General features: G+C 47.1%; 15 protein-coding genes. 9 read left to right on the top strand and 6 right to left on the bottom strand.

Going from position 1 to position 19,984, the window contains the following annotated elements; genetic code table 11:
- Nucleotides 1-6 precede the first annotated feature (6 nt).
- On the bottom strand, nt 7-1,386 hold the full coding sequence (gene cysS, locus B2U97_RS02295; protein ID WP_153848957.1) for a cysteine--tRNA ligase: 1,380 nt from the start codon (nt 1,384-1,386) through the stop codon (nt 7-9).
- A 117-nt stretch (nt 1,387-1,503) separates the two neighbouring features.
- On the opposite strand from cysS, the gene B2U97_RS02290 reads away from it, so the two are divergent.
- Together B2U97_RS02290 and B2U97_RS02285 are read left to right on the top strand one after the other, a co-directional pair.
- The gene (locus tag B2U97_RS02290; RefSeq protein WP_011234283.1) at nt 1,504-2,001 is read left to right on the top strand and encodes a peptidylprolyl isomerase; all 498 of its coding nucleotides are present in this window, start codon (nt 1,504-1,506) and stop codon (nt 1,999-2,001) included.
- 4 nt (nt 2,002-2,005) lie between these two features.
- Entirely contained in the window at nt 2,006-2,707 is a 702-nt protein-coding gene (locus B2U97_RS02285; protein ID WP_011234282.1) for a UDP-2,3-diacylglucosamine diphosphatase, read from the top strand.
- On the opposite strand, the gene B2U97_RS02280 is transcribed toward B2U97_RS02285, so the two are convergent.
- Both B2U97_RS02280 and B2U97_RS02275 read right to left on the bottom strand, forming a co-directional pair.
- Nucleotides 2,689-4,392 carry a GNAT family N-acyltransferase gene (locus tag B2U97_RS02280; protein ID WP_153848958.1) on the bottom strand — a complete coding sequence of 568 codons (1,704 nt, stop codon included), beginning with the start codon at nt 4,390-4,392 and terminating at the stop codon, nt 2,689-2,691. The two genes, B2U97_RS02285 and B2U97_RS02280, sit on opposite strands and share 19 nt — an antisense overlap.
- 127 nt (nt 4,393-4,519) lie before the next feature.
- Nucleotides 4,520-6,166 carry a M28 family metallopeptidase gene (locus B2U97_RS02275; protein ID WP_011234280.1) on the bottom strand — a complete coding sequence of 549 codons (1,647 nt, stop codon included), beginning with the start codon at nt 6,164-6,166 and terminating at the stop codon, nt 4,520-4,522.
- Nucleotides 6,167-6,342: 176 nt separating this feature from the next.
- On the opposite strand from B2U97_RS02275, the gene B2U97_RS02270 reads away from it, so the two are divergent.
- The 3 genes from B2U97_RS02270 to B2U97_RS02260 all read left to right on the top strand — a co-directional run bounded on the left by B2U97_RS02270 (nt 6,343) and on the right by B2U97_RS02260 (nt 11,306).
- Complete coding sequence (locus B2U97_RS02270; protein ID WP_153848959.1) at nt 6,343-8,502, top strand: TonB-dependent receptor; 2,160 nt, start codon at nt 6,343-6,345, stop codon at nt 8,500-8,502.
- Nucleotides 8,503-8,641: 139 nt separating this feature from the next.
- Nucleotides 8,642-10,873 (top strand): S9 family peptidase, encoded by a 2,232-nt coding sequence (locus B2U97_RS02265; protein WP_272988250.1) that lies wholly within the window; start codon nt 8,642-8,644, stop codon nt 10,871-10,873.
- A gap of 40 nt (nt 10,874-10,913) precedes the next feature.
- Nucleotides 10,914-11,306 carry an acyl-CoA thioesterase gene (locus B2U97_RS02260; RefSeq protein WP_272988252.1) on the top strand — a complete coding sequence of 131 codons (393 nt, stop codon included), beginning with the start codon at nt 10,914-10,916 and terminating at the stop codon, nt 11,304-11,306.
- Between the two features lie 18 nt (nt 11,307-11,324).
- Here B2U97_RS02260 and B2U97_RS02255 read toward each other — a convergent pair whose 3' ends face one another.
- Complete coding sequence (locus B2U97_RS02255; protein ID WP_153848961.1) at nt 11,325-13,727, bottom strand: zinc-dependent metalloprotease; 2,403 nt, start codon at nt 13,725-13,727, stop codon at nt 11,325-11,327.
- A 5-nt stretch (nt 13,728-13,732) separates the two neighbouring features.
- Nucleotides 13,733-14,254, bottom strand: a complete 522-nt coding sequence (gene fldB, locus B2U97_RS02250; protein ID WP_034820885.1) for a flavodoxin FldB — start codon at nt 14,252-14,254, stop codon at nt 13,733-13,735.
- A gap of 105 nt (nt 14,255-14,359) precedes the next feature.
- On the opposite strand from fldB, the gene B2U97_RS02245 reads away from it, so the two are divergent.
- Nucleotides 14,360-14,656 carry a YfcL family protein gene (locus B2U97_RS02245; RefSeq protein WP_011234274.1) on the top strand — a complete coding sequence of 99 codons (297 nt, stop codon included), beginning with the start codon at nt 14,360-14,362 and terminating at the stop codon, nt 14,654-14,656.
- Here the strand turns inward: B2U97_RS02245 and mnmC are convergent.
- Nucleotides 14,621-16,441, bottom strand: coding sequence for a bifunctional tRNA (5-methylaminomethyl-2-thiouridine)(34)-methyltransferase MnmD/FAD-dependent 5-carboxymethylaminomethyl-2-thiouridine(34) oxidoreductase MnmC (gene mnmC, locus B2U97_RS02240; protein ID WP_273025040.1), 1,821 nt, complete (start codon nt 16,439-16,441; stop codon nt 14,621-14,623). The two genes, B2U97_RS02245 and mnmC, sit on opposite strands and share 36 nt — an antisense overlap.
- Nucleotides 16,442-16,574: 133 nt before the next feature.
- Here mnmC and fabB point away from each other — a divergent pair, with 133 nt between their 5' ends.
- Genes fabB through B2U97_RS02225 form a run of 3 tightly spaced genes read left to right on the top strand, consistent with a single transcriptional unit; the run spans nt 16,575 to nt 19,982 of the window.
- A complete protein-coding gene (gene fabB / locus B2U97_RS02235) occupies nt 16,575-17,789 on the top strand; it encodes a beta-ketoacyl-ACP synthase I (RefSeq protein WP_011234272.1) in 1,215 nt (404 codons plus the stop codon).
- A 21-nt stretch (nt 17,790-17,810) separates the two neighbouring features.
- Entirely contained in the window at nt 17,811-18,956 is a 1,146-nt protein-coding gene (locus B2U97_RS02230; protein ID WP_286825084.1) for a 4-phosphoerythronate dehydrogenase, read from the top strand.
- A 9-nt stretch (nt 18,957-18,965) separates the two neighbouring features.
- On the top strand, nt 18,966-19,982 hold the full coding sequence (locus tag B2U97_RS02225; protein ID WP_034820040.1) for an aspartate-semialdehyde dehydrogenase: 1,017 nt from the start codon (nt 18,966-18,968) through the stop codon (nt 19,980-19,982).
- The last annotated feature ends 2 nt before the right edge of the window (nt 19,983-19,984 follow it).

Below are 19,984 nucleotides of genomic sequence, written 5' to 3'. Positions count from 1 at the left end.
TGTCGGTTAAGCGCGACGCCAGCGGGTGCCTTCAGCACCATCCTCTAAAACAATACCCATGTTGGTTAGTTCATCACGGGCTTCGTCTGCTGCAGCCCAGTCTTTATCTTCCCGGGCTTGGTTACGCTTGGCAATCAACGCTTCAATTTTGGCGACATCGTCGTCGTCACCTTGTAAAAACTCTTCCGGAGACTGTTGCAGCAGCCCCATTACCTCAGCCAGCTCAAGCAAAACGTGCGCTAACTGCGCGGCTGTGTCCGGAGCACTCTCGCGGTTGCGGTTAATTTCCCGGGCAATTTCAAATAACACACTCATGGCTTCCGGCGCGTTTAAATCGTCGTCCATTGCCTGCTGAAAGCTCTGCCAGTATTTACTACGCAATTCTTCGCTGGCGGCTTGCGGTGCTATGTCACGCAATGCGGTGTATAAGCGCTCCAAAGCGGAATGCGCCTGATCCAGATTTTCCTGAGTATAGTTCAACTGCGAGCGATAGTGGCTCGACAACAGGAAGTACCGCACCGTTTCCGCGTCGTATTGTTCCAGTACGCTGCGAATCGTAAAAAAGTTACCCAGTGACTTCGACATTTTCTCATTGTCGACCTGCACCATACCGCTGTGCATCCAGTACTTTACGTACTCAGATTGATTTGCGCAGCAGCTTTGAGCTATTTCATTTTCATGATGAGGAAAAGACAAGTCAGAGCCGCCACCATGAATATCGAAAGTGCTGCCTAAGTGCTTCTTATTCATTGCTGAACATTCAATATGCCAGCCCGGGCGACCTTCACCCCAGGGAGAAGACCAGCTGGGCTCTCCGGGTTTAGCGCTTTTCCAGAGTACAAAGTCGAGCGGATCTTGCTTGGCTGTATCAACATCAACCCGCGAACCGGCTTGTAATTGCTCTAAGTCCTGACGACTGAGCTTGCCATAATCGTTAAATGTGGAAACATCAAACAGAACGTCGCCGTTGCCGGCTTCATAGGCGTTACCGTTTTCAATAAGGCGTTCAATCATATGGATGATTTCATCCATATGACTGGTTACACGTGGTTCAATATCGGGACGGACTAAGTTCAACGCGTCAAAATCTTTGTGCATTTCCCGAATAAAACGCTCAGTCACCTGATGAAAATCTTCTCCGTTTTCTGCTGCACGTTTAATGATTTTATCGTCTAGATCAGTAATGTTGCGGACGTATTTAACGCTGTACTTCAGCTTGCGCAGATAGCGCACAACAATATCAAAAGCGACATAAGTTCTGGCATGGCCAATATGGCAGTAGTCGTAAGTGGTAACACCGCACACATAAATACCCACGTGGCCGGGTTGAATAGGCTCAAATAACTGCTTTTTGCGGGTGAGGGTGTTAAATACGGTTAATGCCATAAATAGTGTCTCTTACTTTTAAACGGTTAGCGATGAAAACTGGGGGCTTATGATACCACCTATGGTACGGCTCTGGTACACTATTGGCTGGTTTAGTCAATGAAACAGGTACATTCAATGCAAGTCGTTTTACATACCAATCATGGTGATATCACTTTAGAAATGCACAATGAAACCGCGCCTAAGACTGTAGATAACTTTTTACAGTATGCCCGTGACGGTTTTTATGACGGCACAATTTTTCACCGTATTATTAGTAACTTCATGGTGCAGGGCGGTGGTTTTGAGCCCGGCATGAAGCAAAAAGAAACACGCGCGAATATTGAAAACGAAGCGCCGACAGCAAAACCCAATGTGGTTGGCTCGGTGGCTATGGCGCGCACGCCCGATCCTCATTCCGCATCGTCTCAGTTTTTCATTAACGTCAATGACAATGCCTTTTTAAACTTTCAGAATGAAACACCGAATGGCTATGGCTATTGTGTATTCGCAGAAGTTGTTGAAGGTATGGATGTAGTAAACACGATAAAAGACGTGAAAACCGGTTCAGCGGGCTTCCATCAGGACGTGCCGGTTGAAGACGTGGTTATTGAAAGTGTGTCGGTTAAAGACTGATTCCATGACCACCGGTTTTATCGCTGACTTACATTTAAGTCCGGGGCGGCCAGATATTCTGGCTGCTTTTGATGACTTTTGTCAGCAACACCAAAATCTTGATGCGCTATATATTCTAGGTGATTTGTTCGATGCCTGGCTGGGCGACGACGACACCAGCGAATTTGCGGCGCAAGTAAAAAGTCAGCTGAAGCACATGACGGATAGCGGTGTACGCCTTTACTTTATGGCCGGGAACCGTGACTTCATGGTGGGTGAGCGTTTTGCCAGCGACGTTGGCTTAACCCTTCTCCCGGATGAAACGGTTATTGACTTGTATGGCGAGCGGATACTGCTGATGCATGGTGACACCTTATGTACGCTGGATAAAGGCTATCTGCGTTATCGGGCTATTATCCAGAATGCTATGGTCAAAGGTATTATGCGCAGCTTACCCTTGTCCTGGCGTATGCGTATTGCTAATCGGTTACGGCAAAAATCCAGTAGCCAAAGACCTGAATTAACTCCGGAACAGCTTTATAAAATGGATGCTCAGCATAGTGAAGTGCTGCATGTTATGGAAAAGCACGGCGTTAGAAAGCTAATCCATGGTCACACACACCGTCCGGCCGTGCATTGCTTTACTCTCGGTGACGGCAAACCTGCTAAACGTATTGTATTGGGCGACTGGTATCAGCAGGCCAGTGCTTATCTCGTTTCTAAATAACGCTTGCGCTTTTTCGCACTGAGTTTGGTGGTATCCACTAACACCAGTCCGTCTATCGAATGATTAAAATCCGGGTCAACGCCAAACTCTAAAAACTGCACTCCGCCGGGTTCGCATAGCTCCGAGTATTGTTTGTAAAGTGTGGGAATGGCAGAGCCGATATTTGCCATGTAGCTTTTTAGCAGAACAAATTCATCGGCGTAGTTGTTACCGGTAAAGTCAGGCACCGTTGAGTCGGTGTTTAAACGATAAGGAATGTTCGCCCTTGCCATGGGTGTTTGCGGTGGGAAATGGCTGCTGTAAAATTTAACTAAAGCGGCCTGTGCATCCTTTGGTAAGGCGTTGCTAATACTGACAGAACCAAATAAGTAACGATAATTTGGGTGCTTACGCAACAGCGCTCCAATACCAACCCAGAGGTAGTCCAGACTGCGTTTACCCCAGTACCGGGGCTGAACAAATGAGCGACCCAGCTCCAGACTTTGCGGAAAAATCTCCTTCATAGCGTCTGAGAACTCATAGAATCCGTCACTGTAGAGTCCGTTTTGGCCGTGCGTTTCTATTATTTTTTTGCAGTCGCCCAGACGGTAAGCACCAGCAATTTCAAGATCATCCGGATCCCAGAGTATCAGGTGCATATACCAGGTATCGTACTCATCAAGGTCGCGTTTACGCCAGGTACCTTCGCCCACGGTGCGAAAAGCCACTTCTCTTAAGCGGCCTATTTCCCGAAGAATAGGGGAGCTACCACTGAATTCATACAGATAAATCTTTTTGCCACATGGGGTTTCACCCAGTAATTCACAGGCTTCAATGGCCGCTTTCAAAGGCTGGCGCGACTCGGGACGGGCTATTGCTGTTTGAGTCGGGAAAATCGGCTTTTTTTGAGTGCCTAAACGGTACAGGTGCTTTTTAAACAGTTTAACCTGCTGATTGACACTCAACCCCTGATGAAGAAAGGCTTCAACCGGTATTCTTTGCCCTATATGACATTTAACCTGCTTACGTTGCTGGCGAAACATTTCCTTCACCAGGAGCATGGTAGCTAAAGGCTTGTAGACCATAGAAGCGGTGTAAAACCAGGCCGAGTTATGAGCGTCGAGACGTATGGGCAAAATGTCACTTTGAGTCGCCTTGGCTATTTTCAGGAAGCCACTTTGCCAGTGTGTGTCACGTACCCCGTTAGGGCGTAACCGCGACACTTCACCTGCAGGAAACAGTATGACGCACCCTTCGTCGTGAAGGTGGTTATGTATGTTGCGAATATCTTTGCGGCTGGGTTTCCCGCCGAAGACATTAACCGGCAGCAATAAAGAATTAAGAGGTTCGAGTGCAGACAGCCATTCATTGGCAACTATTTTTACATCGCTGCGCATTTCACTCACTAACTTTAATAACGCCAGCCCATCAAGAGAGCCTATCGGATGATTCGCAATAATAACCAGACGTCCGCTTACAGGGATATTATCCAGTTCTTGCGAAGAGTAGGAGTAAGTGAAATTGAAGTAGTCCAGAGTGTGTTCAACAAAGTCTATGCCTTCTAAAGAGGGCGAGCTTTTGCCAAACTTCTGAATGTCTTCTTCGTGTAAAAGGTTGCGTAAAACCCAGGTTGTTGGCTTCTCTAACCAGGGTTTACCTTTAATGAGTGGAAGCTTGTCATTAACGACTTTGTCTACAGATAACATCAAGTGCTCCGGCAGCTACTGATGGTAAAAGTGTAGAGAGCGTAAATGACAGTTTAATGACGGTCGCTAACAAAAAAGGGAGCCGGTTAAGGCTCCCTGGAGTTCGTTCTGTGCTTTAACAGTACGCTTAGTCGTTAAATTGCTTACCGAAGAACGAGTCTTCCAGCCATTGTGGACGCTTATCGGCGTTCGCAATTTCTTTGCCAATGGCAAAGTTAATATTGGTAAAGCGGGCTCCTGCTTCGTAGTTAATATCTAAATTGAGTCCATCGCTGGGCTTGTGATAGTGCTCAGCAAAAAACTCGCCCCAGACTTCGCCGCCGTCTTCACCTTCGGTACGTGAGGTAAAGCCAGTCATTAAAAATACCGCCGGAATGCCTTTTTTGACCAGAGTGTAATGGTCTGAGCGAGTAAAAATAGCCTGCTCAGGCATAGGGTCAGGGCTTTGCTTTGTATCGAATTGCTGAGCTGCCTTGCTAACAGTGTCACCCAAAGTTGAATGAGAAGCACCAAAGGCAATGACATCGGCAAAATCATACAGTAGTACCGGCATATCCAGGTTTACGTTTGCTACGATATTTTCTAAAGGAACCGTTGGGTTATTGGCAAAGTAGTCCGCACCTAACAGACCTTTTTCTTCTGCAGTTACCGACAAGAACATAATTGAACGGTCAAATTCTTGCTCTGACTCTACAAACAAGCGAGCGGTTTCCAGCATAATGGAAACGCCACTGGCATTATCCATCGCGCCATTGTTGATATTGTCTTCGCGGCTCATGTCTTTTACTACGCCGATATGATCGGAATGCGCAGTATAAATAACGTATTCGTCTTTCAGCGTTTTGTCAGAACCAGGCAATACGGCTGCGACGTTAGGGCTGGAAATTTCCTCGTGACGCGATTCACGAGCCAGGGTGACTTCGCCTTCCAGTTCAAACCCTTTAGGAGAGAAGTCCGGGTCTTCCTCAATTTTCTCGAAGATAGTGCTCAATTCAGTCGGAGCATTCGCAAACAGTTTCTCCGCAGGTTCATCATCAATATAGGCAGAACCTTTTAACTGTTGCTCTTCACCTTTAGGTAAGCCATTAGGACCTAACCAGGTCATGCGAGGTGTCTTGGTGTAATAAACACTGGTTTCGTATTTGCGAGTTTTTTCGCGCACTGGTGTGTGTAGTGTAATAATGCCAACAGCACCTTTTTCGCGGGCAATATCACTTTTAATGTTGGCCAGGTGAGCACCTTCCTCGCTAGGTAAAAATTCCGGACGGCCGGTTAACATGACAACAATTTTGCCTTCTACGTCAAGGCCGTTGTAGTCATCAAGACCAAATTCAGGAGCTTCCATACCATAGCCGACAAAAACTAATGGCGCAGTAATTTCGTCCTTTTCTTCATAATGACTTGGACCGGTAATGAATTGCTTAGGGAATTCAAACTCGACCACTTCACCATTGTTTTCAAAGGTCATTCGGGCGCTGTTTTCTTTCAGTGTACTTTTACGAAAAGGAATGCGCTGATAATAAGTGCCGTCATCACCTGCAGGCTCAAGGCCTAACTGCTTGAATTCAGAAACGATGTAGTTCGAGGCAATTTCGTGCTCGTTGCTACCGGTTTCACGACCTTTAAGGTCATCGTCTGCAAGAAACTCTAAATGAGCACGAATATTGGATTCCTCAGCACGGATTTCCGTCGTTTTTGACTCGGGTTCTGATGCGCCACAAGCCGCGACCAGCAGGCTTAATGTAACGGGCAGAAGAATATGGGATGGCTTCATATTATGTCCTTGGTTTTATTTTTATCGTAATAGCGAAGCTAGTGTACCGCAGCAGATAACAGACAACCAGAGTGGATAGTTGAAAGAGTGTTGCAAAACGTATCAGGATTTTGTAATGTTATATTATTACAATAACGAGATGGCGTTAATCTGAAACAACGTTAACTGGAGTGGTTATGAAACTGAATGCGTTAACTCTTGCATTACTGGCAACAAGTACCGTCGCGCATGCGCAACAGCAAGAAGAACATGAACACATTAATGACTATGAAGTCATTGTTATTAATGCAAGCCCGCTGGATAAGACAGCGCTTGAATCAGCACAGCCGGTCAATATTATTTCCGGTGACGCGCTTAAGCAAAAGAATGCTCATAGTCTGGGGGAAACTCTGGCAATGGAACCGGGCATCAATAACACTCACTTTGCGAATGTCGCAGGTAGCCCCATTATTCGTGGATTGGGCGGACCAAGAGTGAAAATCACTCAAAATGGTCTTGATACTGGTGACGTATCCCGTGGTGGTCCCGACCATGCAGTAACAACGGAAACCAGTACAGCACAACAAATTGAGGTATTAAGAGGTCCGGCAACTTTGCTTTACGGTAGTGGGGCAATTGGTGGCGTAATTAACGTGGTCGACAACCGGATCCCTTCTGAGCCTGTTTACGGCATTCAAGGTAATGCAAATGTGTCAGCCTCGACTAACAATGATAATAAAGAGGGGTCTTACGACTTGCAAGTAGGCAATGGTCGCTGGGCTCTTTATACCGATGCCTTTATTCGCCGCGCAAATGATTATGAGACGCCATCCTTTACGAATGACGAAGGTGAAACGGTGGATCATGTCGAAAACTCGTTCATTGACGCTCAGGGTGGCACCATTGGCGCCAGTTACCAGTTTGATGACGGCTTTTTCGGAGTGTCTTACCAGGGACTCTATCAGGAATACGGTATTCCCGGTCATGACCACGGTCATGGTGAGGAAGAAGATGAGCATGAGGAAGAGCCGGGTCATGAAGACGAGCATGAACACGCAGAGGCTGGCCCTTATGCAGACCTGGAGCAAGAGCGTATTCAATTTGCCGGTCAGTGGCGTAATCCTTTCAGTGGCTTTAACCGCTTAGATTTTCGCGCAGCTTTAACTGACTACCAGCATCAGGAAATTGAAGACAATTTCGTTGCAACTCAATTTGAAAATGAACAAAAAGAGATACGACTGATTGGTCAGCATAAAGAAATTGCAGGATGGAAAGGTGCTGTCGGCTGGCAGTGGGACATCAGTGATAAGGCGGCTTTTGGCGAAGAAGCCTTTACGCCGAATACCTCGCGTCGCACTCAAGGCTTGTTCTGGGTCGTAGAGCAGGAATTTGGTTCTCATCACGTTGATTTAGGTGTTCGCCATGAGCGCACATCGCTTTCCAGTGAGGAGCGCAAACTGGATACCTTTGATGCCACTTCAGCGTCTGCTGGTTATCTCTACCACTTCAGTGATCACACCTCGGTTTCATTTAACCTAAGTCATGCAGAAAGAGCTCCGGCTGCAAATGAAGTTTTTGCTAACGGGAATCACTTTGCAACCCGTACTTATGAACTTGGCCTGGGTTACGAACTACATGAAGAAGAGCTTGACGAGTATCATGTTGAGCCAAACGAAGTGGCAATTAAAACCGAAACGTCAAACAACATTGATGCGGGTTTTCATTACGAAAATGACAGCTTTCATGCAAATTTGAACGTGTTCTACAATCGCGTTGATGATTTCATTTACGATGATTTTATTGGCCTGAACAGTGAACAATTGCATGGTGATGAGGACCATGACCACGAAGAGCATGCCCGCGAAGAGGAGCACGAACACGAAGGCGAGCATGATCATGGCGGTCTGCAAGTGGTTCAGTTCAAACAAGTTGACGCCGAGCTTTATGGTTATGAACTCGAGTTAGACTGGAAATTCACAGAACAGTGGTCACTTCACGGTTTTAGTGACTATACCCGTGCAAAACAGCGTGATGGCGATGATTTACCGAGAATCCCGGCGCAACGCATTGGTACAGAAGTGCGTTATCAGGCCGTTGGCTGGGATGGTGCTATCGGTTATACGCGCTACATGGAACAGGATAAAATAGGGCAGAATGAGACCGTAACCGATGCTTATGGCTTACTGAACGCCCGCGTCAATTTTTACCCGGAGTGGTTAGCTAACTATGGTGCTACGCTTTATCTGAAAGGTGAAAACCTGACAGATCAGCTAGGTTTTGTTCACAGCTCCTTTATAAAAGATGACGCACCTGTTACCGGTCGTCGTTTCCAGGCTGGCGTTTCTATTAGCTTCTAATTGAACAGCCCTCCCGAAAATAACGCTATCGTCGTAATTCGGCGGTAGCGTTTTCGTGTTATTTCACCGCAGCCAACCGATTTTTATCCCGAACTTTGTTAATATAAGTGGTAATAAACTCATCGTTGGATCTTGCATCATGCCTTTTCATTTTAATCGTCGTATTCAGGCGATTGCTATTATTGTTTTTAGCTTTTTTAGTCTCTCTGTTTTTGCCGAAGAGTTAACCATAGAACGTTTGTTTAGTGGCCCCAGTCTTACGGGGGAAACACCAAAATCGTTAAAGTTTGCGCCCGGCGGGCAATACCTTTCATACTTAAAAGGCAGTAAGGAAGAGCCGCAACGTTATGATCTCTGGTTATACGATATCGAGGCCGAGACACATAAACTGTTAGTCGCGGCAGACCAGATCGCTGCCAGTGAGCTTGAATTATCCGACGAAGAGAAAGCCCGTAGGGAACGTCAACGCATTAGCGGCAGTGGCATAATTGAGTACAGCTGGTCAGCAAAAGGGGATGCGCTGCTTTTTCCCTATAACGGTGATGTTTTTTATTACCAGACTGACGAAGAAAAAGTGACTCAGCTGACAAAAACGGATGCTTTTGAAACTGACGTTAAGTTCTCGCCAAAAAGCAGCTACGTGTCTTTTGTCCGCGAACAGAATTTGTACTTTATTGACCTTGCCAGTGGTGAAGAACATGCGGTTACAACCGAAGGCGGTAACACGCTTAAGTTTGGTATGGCGGAGTTTGTTGCCCAGGAAGAAATGAAGCGCATGACCGGTTACTGGTGGGCTCCGGATGAGTCGGCTATTGCGTTAACCAAAGTTGATGAAAGTCCTGTGCCTCTCGCTACCCGCAGTGAGATATACGCGGACCGAATTGAAACCATACAACAGCGTTATCCGTTCGCCGGAAGCGACAACGTAGAGATTGACCTTGGGGTATATCAAATTGCTGATAAACAGACCAATTGGCTGCAGCTGGATAAGCTAAATGATGGGTATTTAGCCCGGGTTAAGTGGGTTGGTGACAGCAAACGTTTGAGTTATCAATGGCAAAGCAGAGATCAGCAAGCACTGACGCTTTGGCTTTATAATCGAACAAGTGAAACCCAGCGTGAGTTGTTGACAGAAACCTCAGATAGCTGGCTGAATCTGCACGATGACTTGTATTTCTTAAATGATAATAAGCATTTCATTTGGGCATCTGAACGAAGCGGTTTCAAACATCTTTATTTATATCGCCTGGACGGATCGTTAATTCGTCAATTGAGTTCTGGCGATTGGCAAGTAGATGAACTGGAAGCTATTGATGAAAGTACTGGCACGCTGTACTTTACCGCCCGGAAAAAATCACCACTAGAATCTCACCTGTATCGTACTCAGCTAAATGCAAGTTCTGCGGCCAACCCAACGCGCATTACAACGCGTGAAGGTATGCACCATATTGAATTTGATGCCGATGTGCGCTTGTATCTGGACACCTACTCATCGCCTCAGCAGCCCAAACAAGTAAGTTTGCACGGGCCAACTGGTAATCATTTGGTGTGGTTGGCTGAAAACGAAGTGACAGATGAGCATCCACTGTCTCCTTACTTGAGAAACTGGCGTTACCCTGAGTTCGGTGAGCTAAAAGCTGAAGACGGGCAGACGCTTTATTACAAAATGACCAAGCCAGGAGATTTTGATGCAGAAAAAAAATATCCGGTGCTGGTGTATGTTTATGGCGGTCCCGGAGCGCAGCGAGTAACCAAAAGCTGGGGCAGTGGTTTTGTTCAATATATGGCTCAACAGGGCTTTATTGTTTTCACTCTGGATAACCGCGGTTCGGCGAATAGGGGAAAGCGTTTTGAGGCACCTATTTATAAGAATATGGGGAGCCCGGAAGTAGATGATCAGGTGGTTGGGGTTAGGTATTTAACCAGCCTGCCTTATGTCGACCCAAAGCGCATCGGTATATATGGTCACAGTTACGGCGGTTACATGTCGCTGCTGGCTATGTTTAAAGCACCTGAATATTTTAAGGCTGGAGTGGCTGGCGCACCGGTAACCGACTGGCGTTTGTATGATACGCATTACACCGAACGTTTTATGGGCATGCCGGGTGATGGTAATGCCTATGAAAACTCATCGGTTTTTCCATACAGCGATAACTTAAAAGGTGATTTACTGATTTACCATGGAATGGCGGATGACAATGTTTTGTTTACTCATAGCACGAAGCTGTATAAGCAATTGCAGGACAACGCTCAGGCTTTTGAAATGATGAATTACCCGGGGAAAAAGCATTCTATTAACGGGCGTAATACAAAAATTCATTTATATTCAATGATTGCTCAATTTTTTCAACAAACCATTGGCGAACAATAGGTTATAATATGTACATATCTTCCATGAACAAGGAGTGACTATGCGCTTTTTATCTCGCCGACTGGTTATGCCAAATGATTTGAACTTTGCCGGGTCGTTATTTGGTGGCCGTATTTTAGAATGGATTGACGAAGAAGCTTATATCTTTGCCAGTTGCCAGTTAGGGGCAAAAAGCCTGGTAACTAAGCATATTGGCGCTATTACCTTTGAAACTTCGGCGTTTCAGGGCGATGTCGTTGAATTTGGTCTGCAGGTGAAATCTGTGGGACGCACGTCGTTAGCGATTACTTGTCTGGTACGCAATAAGCACACCAAGCAAAATATTTGTTCAGCTGATGATATTGTTTTCGTACATATTGATCCGGAAACTCGTAAGCCAACGCCTCATGGCAAAACCAAAGAGCAGTTAGACGATTTTCCAGAGCCGCTTTAAGCGGCTCTAATCTTTCATTTAAATTGGCGAACCCGGCGGTAACGGCTCGGGTTCGTATTGTTCCGGCCATTGCCCTTCGTTTAAGAATTTATCTAAATCTTTTGCCAATTGCTTTACGAGTAGTGAGTCCGACTTGGCAAGCTTCTGTTGTTGCTCAGCAAGCTCAGCTCGCATAACTAACCGGGTTTCTGCAGCCAGTCCCGAATTTTTTACCGCTCTTACTTCGGCGTTGATAGCTGTTGCCAGCAAGCGCTGCTGAACCGGGGCTTTCTTTGCGTTTTCCCAGTCGCTGAAAACGGTATTGAAAATAGCTGTCATCAGTCCGGCCGGAGAAGGCACTCGGTCATTGTCCGCGTGTTGTTGTGCTAACCGGTTCAGACGCTGGCTGTTTAACATCAAACTTAAACTGTGATCCGCGGCGCTGGCAGCCATGCTGACGGTATCGGGTATTAGCCCTGTTTTACCACTGAAGTTTTCGCGCGATGAGCTTTCACCGTAAGCTGACGGAACCAGCCATTGTTTAATATGTGAAGGCACACGCAAAGTATCTGCCTGAATGGTTTTTAACAACTGTTTAAGAGCCGCTTGTTGTCTGGCGGCCCCTACCGGCTGGTAGTCGTCCGTAGAGTCGTCAGCCATATAGTAATGGTAGTTAACGCCGCCTAACCATTTTACTGCGGCTTCTGTTTGGTACCGGTGCAGCAAGTAAATAGGCACAAAGATTGATTGTAACTGGCTTAATGGCTGATCGCTGTTCAGCATGTCCTTGCTGAAGTTATCCAGCACTTGCTGGCGCACTGAAAGCAGGCGTTCAAGCTCGGTAACAGGTTCGCTGCCGTTATCCCATAAATGTGCCTGAGGGTGAGCACCACCGGCAGGGCGTGCATCTCTGTCTGAAATGAAGCTGAGATTGAGCGTTTTATTTTCATCCAGAATACGGGCGAGCTGCTCGTCAGACGATGGCATACCGCCAAAGTCACTGTACCCATAAGCCAGAACTTGCTTATCCCATACTCCTAAACCTTCTGTATAAGCGTTGCTTAGGCTTAAACCGCCATCTGTTGTCAGGTTTACCAGCGGGTGAGGGTAGTCCATAACGGAAGCTCTGTCTGACGCGCTGGCAGCAAAGTTATGAGCTATTCCTAAGGTATGGCCTATTTCGTGTGCACTTAATTGGCGAATACGAGCCAGAGCCATATTTTTTACCGCGCTTTTAAGTTCACTGCGGTCTTCGATAAAAGGCGTCAACAAGCCTTCGGCTATTTTCATATCCTGGCGAACACGCAGCGATCCCAGGGTGACATGACCTTTAATGATTTCGCCGGTACGAGGGTCTATTACCGACGAGCCGTAAGACCAGCCACGGGTTGCCCGGTGAACCCACTGAATAACGTTGTAGCGCACATCCATAGGGTCAGCACCGTCGGGCAGAACTTTTACCTGAAAAGCATTCTCGAAACCTAAGGCTTCAAAGCCCTGAGCCCACCAGCGGGCACCTTCAAGCAGTGCCGTTTTGACAGGTTCCGGTGCACCTGGGTCAAGATAATAAACAATAGGTTCACGCGCTTCACTTTGTGAGGCAATAGGGTCTTTCTTATTCAACCGGTGACGCGGGATATATTGCACTGTCATCGATTCGCCAAGAGGTGCTGCGTAGTCTTTAAAGCTGTGAGCCCAAAAACCGCTGTTTGGATGAAATTTCCGGGGTTGGTATCCGGCGTCAGGTAGCTTTATAAAGGAGTGGTGCAGGTGCAAAGAAAGTGCATCGGCGTTGGCCGCAACCTGATTTATCCACTGCCCTTTTCCGTCACCGACAAAAGTGACTTTCGCTTCTAGCTCCGTATTTTCTGAAAAGGCTTTGCTACGTTCAGGGTAAATGACTGAGCGGCTTGTATCGGCCTTAAATTGTCCTTGCTCGGTTTGCTGTAAGCGCTTACTAACACCGTGCACATCGCTCAACAAGTAAGGGGTGTAGTCGATTAACACACGTTCATCGTTGCTCGCAACAACGTCAAAACCATAAAGCACGGCGTCGGCAAACGCTTGATCGACACTGCTGCGTTCAGCCTGATTCCGCGTTTGTGCACGAAACTCGGTATTGTGTTGAACCAATAACGCCTTATTTCCTTCAACATGAAATGATGCTAACCGAGTTTCACCCAGTTGCCCGCGGTCCAGCCCGACATCATTAGAACCCAACCCCCAGGGAAGACTGGTTTGAAAAATAAACTGTGGTCCTTGCCTCGGCACTTCCAGATAAAACTTTGCACTAGCTTTATCGTGGTAAAAGGTGAAAAAACCGGGGTGCTCCTGAAATGACGAAGTGAACTCGTCAATGCCGGGAGCTTCGGTTTTTGCCTGGGCCGTTACCGACATCAACAAAGCGAGTAACAGCAGGGTTTTTGAAAGAAAGCTTTGCATTTTTATTATCCTAATTGTTCGGCAATTTCTTCTAAAATTTGCGTCGTCCATTGTTCAATACGTTCATCTGATAGCTCATATTGGGAGTCTTCATCTAGTGATAAACCGACGAACTGAGTGTTATCTGCGGTTAACGCTTTGGAGGCGGCAAATTCGTAGCCCTGATTTGGCCAAAAACCAATGCGCTTGCAGCCGTGGTTGGCTATGGCATCGTGCAGCATGCCCAGAGCGTCCTGGAACCAGTCGGTATAACCTTCCTGATCACCCATTCCAAACAGCGCAACAACTTTACCGCGCAGGTTCACGTCATTTATGTCGTCCCAATGGCTTTCCCAGTCTTCCTGAAGTTCGCCAAAATCCCAGGTGGAAATACCAAAAATAAGAATATCAAATTGCTCAGCTTCTTTTAGCGGGGTATTTTTTATATCAAACAGCTGAACAATGTCCTCGCCAATGGCTTGCTGAATTTTTTCTGCAGCAATTTCGGTATAGCAAGTGGTAGAGCCGTAAAACAAGCCAATTTCCAGGGACATAATAACTACCTCTGTCATAGGTTGAGTCTTTGATGCGGATGCATTGTAACAAAAAGACCGTTAGAATGAGCGCCTTTGTTTTTCAACGGGAAACTGCAGATGGGAACTCGTACGGACTTTGATCAATTAGTGGAACGACTTGAAACCGTATTCGATGATGCGGTGGTTTCCGGCACAGATGATGAGCTATTTGCCTGCGGTTATTTGCGCGGGCATTTCGACTTAGTCGTTGCGCAACTGGAAATGGCTGGTGAGACTCAACCGGAGAGAATTATGCCGGCTTTGCGTGAGGCAGTTCACAAAACGCGGCATGAGTTGTCTCCGGCTGACCAGACTCACATTAACAATGTATTGGATAAGTTAGCCCTTAAAGCGACTAACGGAGATGCGGCGTAAAGCATCTTGAGTTAACGGCGTTAACTCTCCGGTTAACTGACAGGCAATCACTTCTGCCAGAATAGGGGCAGAAGTGAAGCCCCGAGACCCTAGTGCTGTAATGACATATAAGTTTTCGGCAACCGCTCCGGCAACAGGCTGGTGATCGGGGCTGGTCGCCCGTACCGAGACTCTTTGGGATGTTAACTGCAGAGATTCAGCCCATGGCTGCTTCGCGTTTTCAGCGAGTTGTTTCAGGTTTTCTTCGTCATCTTCGGGGGTTGGTTCTAAATCCTCTCTGTCGCGATTAAAGCTTGCGCCAACACAATGATGGTTGCCATCTTCCGGAACTAAATACCCTTTAAAGCATAAAACCGTTTTTAGTGAAGATAATAACGGTGTTGTTTGAACCAGACTGACTTGTCCGCGAACTGGTTGTATTGGCAGGGGGTTAACGCTTTCCGGCAATAACCCATTGATGTGATGACCGGTGGCAATAAGAACTCGCTCAGCGGCCAGCAAACTTCCGTCCTTTAGTGATATCTGCCAACTGCCACTTTCAGTTTTCTCCAAAGCCTTAGCTTCGCCTTCAATAAGCTCAATTTGTGCTGTTTCTAAAAGGCTTTTGACCACAGCCGCCGGTCGTAACCATCCGGCTTTAGGGTAAAGCAGCGCCGGAACCGCCAGCGAAACCCCTGCTTCTTGTTCTGCTTCCGGCTGAGATAAATAGCGTACCGTTTCTGGCGCATACAGTTCATCGGCTATACGTTGATAACGCCGGGCTCTGTCGTCGTTAAATGCTGGCTGCATAACCCCCACGGGAAACCAGTGGTCGTCACAAAAATTACGGTAGAAGCTGGTGGCTGTAGAAAACGCCTGCCAATAGAAGCGACTGAGCGGCGTATGCTCGGCGTGTAACAGAGGGTAAACGGCTCCTTGAGGATTTCCGGATGCGCCGTCGGCGCTACCTGCACTAACGACTCTGACGTTAACGCCTCTATGCTTCAGCGCAAGGGCAGAGCATGCCGCGCTAATGCCGCCGCCAATAATAGTAACATCGCGGCGATCGTAATATTTCTGACAAACTTCGGCGCTAAGGTAGTGACCACAAAGCATGTCTCGTTTGCGACCAAAGCCTGCTACTTTTTGAACCTCGAATCCGTTTTGCTGTAGTGCTCTTTTGACACTGCCTGCAGCGGTGAAGGTAGCAAAGGTTGTTCCGCTATGTGCGGTTTGCTTCATGGCATCAAAAAGTGTCGGCTGCCACATTTCTGGATTCTTCGCCGGAGCAAAGCCGTCGAGAAACCAGGCGTCAATTTGCTTTTGTGCCTGTGGAAGCCATTCTGGCAGTAGCTCATTGAGGTCGCCTATCCACAGATCCAGAATGACCCGGCCCTGTGATAGTATGATGCGATGACAGCCGGGATCGGTTGCCGGGTAATGCTCCAGGAATGACTGACTGAATTCCGCTATTGGTTCTAGTAATTGGTATGCTTGTTCAAGTTGCTGGCGCGATAAAGGGAACTTTTCAAAACTGACAAAATGGAGACGCGTGTTGGCAGGTGCCTGCTCTAAAAAACGTTTCCAGGTCAGAAGAAAGTTCAAGCCTGTACCAAACCCGGTTTCGGCTATGGTAAAGCTATAATGAGCCGGTAGCGACAGCCAGCGATTAGGTAATCCGTTTTGCGCCAGAAATACGTACTGACTTTCGTCAACACCGCTTTCGACAGAAAAATAAATATCATCGAAAGTAGTGGAAACGGGTACGCCTTGCTCGTTAAACTGAACAGATGAATTAGAATTCAAGCGGCTATCCCATGATTTATTGGTTGATGACCGCTATAATAACAACTTTACGAACAACAGTGGACAAAGCAGACCACATTCACACACGACGTTGGTAAGATATCGACGTAGCAATGTCAGACAGGATTATAGAATGAGAAGAGCTGTTATCACCGGACTTGGTATCGTATCAAGTATCGGGAACAATCAAGAAGAAGTGCTGGAATCATTACGTACCGGCAAATCGGGTATTACCCGTTCAGAATCTTTTGCTGAAATGGGCTTGCGTTGTCAGGTATGGGGCGAAGTTAAGTTAGATCCTAAAGACCATATTGACCGCAAAGCGTTGCGTTTCATGGGCGATTCGGCGGCTTATGCCTATATCGCAATGGCTCAGGCTATCGAGGATTCAGGCTTAACCGAAGAGCAAGTTTCTCACCCGCGTACGGGGTTAGTTGTTGGTTCCGGTGGCGCTTCTGGTGAACATCAGGTTGCAGCAGCTGATATTTTGCGTGAACGTGGCGTGAAAAAAGTTGGCCCTTACATGGTACCTCGTTGCATGGCGTCAACGACTTCAGCTTGCCTGGCAACACCTTTTAAAATTAAAGGTGTTAACTATTCAATTAGTTCTGCTTGTGCAACCTCTGCGCACTGTATCGGTCATGCGCTGGAATTAATTCAGTTCGGTAAACAAGACCGAGTATTTGCCGGCGGTGGTGAAGAACTGCACTGGACCCTGGGCATGGAATTTGACGCTATGGGCGCATTAAGTACTAAGTACAATGATACGCCTGAAAAAGCTTCACGTACCTACGACCAGGGGCGAGACGGTTTTGTACCTGCTGGTGGTGGCGGTATTCTGGTTATTGAAGAATTGGAAGCGGCAAAAGCTCGTGGCGCCAAAATTTACGGTGAAATTGTTGGTTACGGTGCGACTTCAGACGGTTACGATATGGTAGCTCCGTCGGGTGAAGGCGCTGTTCGTTGCATGAAAATGGCAATGGAAACGGTGGATACTCCAATCGACTACCTGAATACTCACGGTACCAGTACACCGGTTGGTGACGTTAAAGAGTTAGAAGCTATTCGTGAAGTTTTCCCAGAGAAAACGCCGATGATTAGTGCTACTAAAGCAATGACAGGCCATGCTCTGGGCGCAGCTGGTGTACACGAAGCTATTTACTCTCTGCTTATGCTTAAGAATGGTTTTGTTACACCTTCAATCAATATTGAAGCCTTGGATGAAAAAGCCGACGGCATGAACATTATTCAGCAGACGACTGAAGCACCACTTAGAACGGTTATGTCTAATAGCTTTGGCTTCGGTGGTACAAACGCATCGTTAGTGATGCGCCAATACTCTGAATAATCGACTAGATCGGTTATTTCGATGAAAATCGTTGCCGATCAGAATATTCCCGCACTTTCCGACTTATTGTCGGGTGCGGGAACACTTTCCTACTTTTCTGAACGAATCCCTCCGCAGAAACTGTTGGCAGAAGCTGATGCTTTACTCGTGCGTTCTGTGACTCAAGTTGATGAAGTACTTTTAGAACAAGCTCCCGAACTTAAGTTTGTTGCGTCCGCAACCATTGGCACTGAGCATATCAATCTTCAGGCTCTAGAAGAGCGAGGCATTGGCTTTGCCCACGCGCCGGGGGCGAATGCGCAGTCAGTTGGTGAGTATGTTTTGTGCGCCGTGCTCAATTGGTTAAATGGCAAATCCCGGTACGTAGCTGACGAAATCGATGTTGCCATTGTTGGTGCCGGGCATACGGGAAAAGCCGCCGGAAAGAGGCTGGAAGCTCTGGGACTCAATGTTCATTATTATGATCCGCCCTTGTGTAAAAAAGGCGTTAAGTTTGTGCATGACCATTGGCAGCGTGTACTAACGGCCGATATTATCTCCTGCCATGTCCCTTTGACGCGGGACGGCGATTTCCCAACTCAGCATTTGTTTGAAAATACGGCATTGCAGTCACTGCATTCGCAGCAGTTACTAATTAATGCCAGCCGGGGTGCGGTTATCGACAATAATGCCTTACTGGAGCGTGTAGAGCAGGGGGAGCGGCCATCGCTGGTGCTGGATGTATGGGAGAATGAGCCCGAAGTATTGTCAGGCTTAGTGCCTTATGTTGATATCGCAACTCCACACATTGCCGGACACAGTCTGGAAGGTAAAGTCGGCGGGGCGGTAATGATTTCAAATGCATTGCTGGAACACTTTGGTAAGCCCGCCGATAAGACTTTGTCTGATGTGTTGCCGGGGAAGGCCTGGAATGAACGTGATGCCGGTGGGTTGAATTCACTGGAAAGTCTTAATTTGTGGGCAAAAGAACACTACGACTTGTTCCGGGACGATGAACTTTTCCGACAACAGGGTCTCACTACCGAAGGTTTTGATAGTTTACGACGCAATTATCGCAAAGAAAGCCCGCGCAGAGAGTTCATTAATCAGGTCGTTACATGCCATAATAGCGAGCAATATATCCAGTTTTTACAGTTGGGCTTTAGTGCCCGGCTATTGTCTAAGTAAGGAGTTAGCATGTCACATGGGTTTCGCGTTGCCGTATTAGGTGCAACAGGTTTAGTGGGCCAGCAAATGATAGAAATTTTAGCTGAGCGAAAATTCCCGGTGGCAGAACTTTTTCCGTTAGCTAGTGCCCGCTCCGCTGGCGCAACAGTGGACTTCAACGGCGAAGAAATAGAAGTGTTAGATGCTGGTGAGTTCGACTGGTCTAATGCGGATATCGCGTTCTTTTCAGCGGGTGGTTCAATTTCACGCGAGTTCGCCCCCAAAGCTGCTGAAGCAGGTTGTGTGGTTATTGATAACACCTCTGAATATCGCTATGAACCGGATATTCCTTTGGTCGTGCCGGAGGTTAATGCCTGGGCGCTAGCCGATTTCAGAAACCGCAATATTATTGCTAATCCGAATTGCTCTACTATTCAAATGATGGTTGCGCTTAAGCCTATTCATGATGCGGTCGGCATTGAGCGCATAAATGTCAGCACCTATCAGTCGGTATCCGGTGCTGGTAAAGAGGCGATGGAAGAGCTGGCAAAGCAGACTGCAGAACTTTTAAACGGCAAGCAGCCGACGGTCGCGAACTTCAGTCGACAAATTGCTTTCAACTGCATTCCTCAAATAGACGTTTTTCAGGAGAATGACTACACCAAAGAAGAAATGAAAATGGTGTGGGAAACCCAAAAGATATTTAATGACCCCAGTATTCGGGTTAATCCTACGGCGGTAAGGGTTCCTGTATTTTTCGGACACGCAGAAGCCATTCATATTGAAACGCGGCAGCCAATTACCGCTGAGCATGCAAAACAGCTGTTAAGCGAGGCTCCGGGTGTTACTTTAATGGAACAGCGCGAGGAATTTCCGACTCAAGTGGGAAATGCTGCTGGCAATGACGATGTCTTTGTAGGGCGGGTACGGGAAGATATCAGCCACCCTAATGGACTTAACCTGTGGGTTGTATCGGACAACATACGCAAAGGTGCGGCAACCAACAGCATACAAATTGCAGAAACTTTAATTCGTGATTACTGGTAATT

The sequence above is a fragment of the Idiomarina sp. UBA3176 genome, assembly GCF_002364295.1.
GTDB lineage: Bacteria > Pseudomonadota > Gammaproteobacteria > Enterobacterales > Alteromonadaceae > Idiomarina > Idiomarina loihiensis.
Note: the sequence above shows the minus strand (reverse complement) of the source record. Positions and strands in the feature narration are given on the sequence as shown.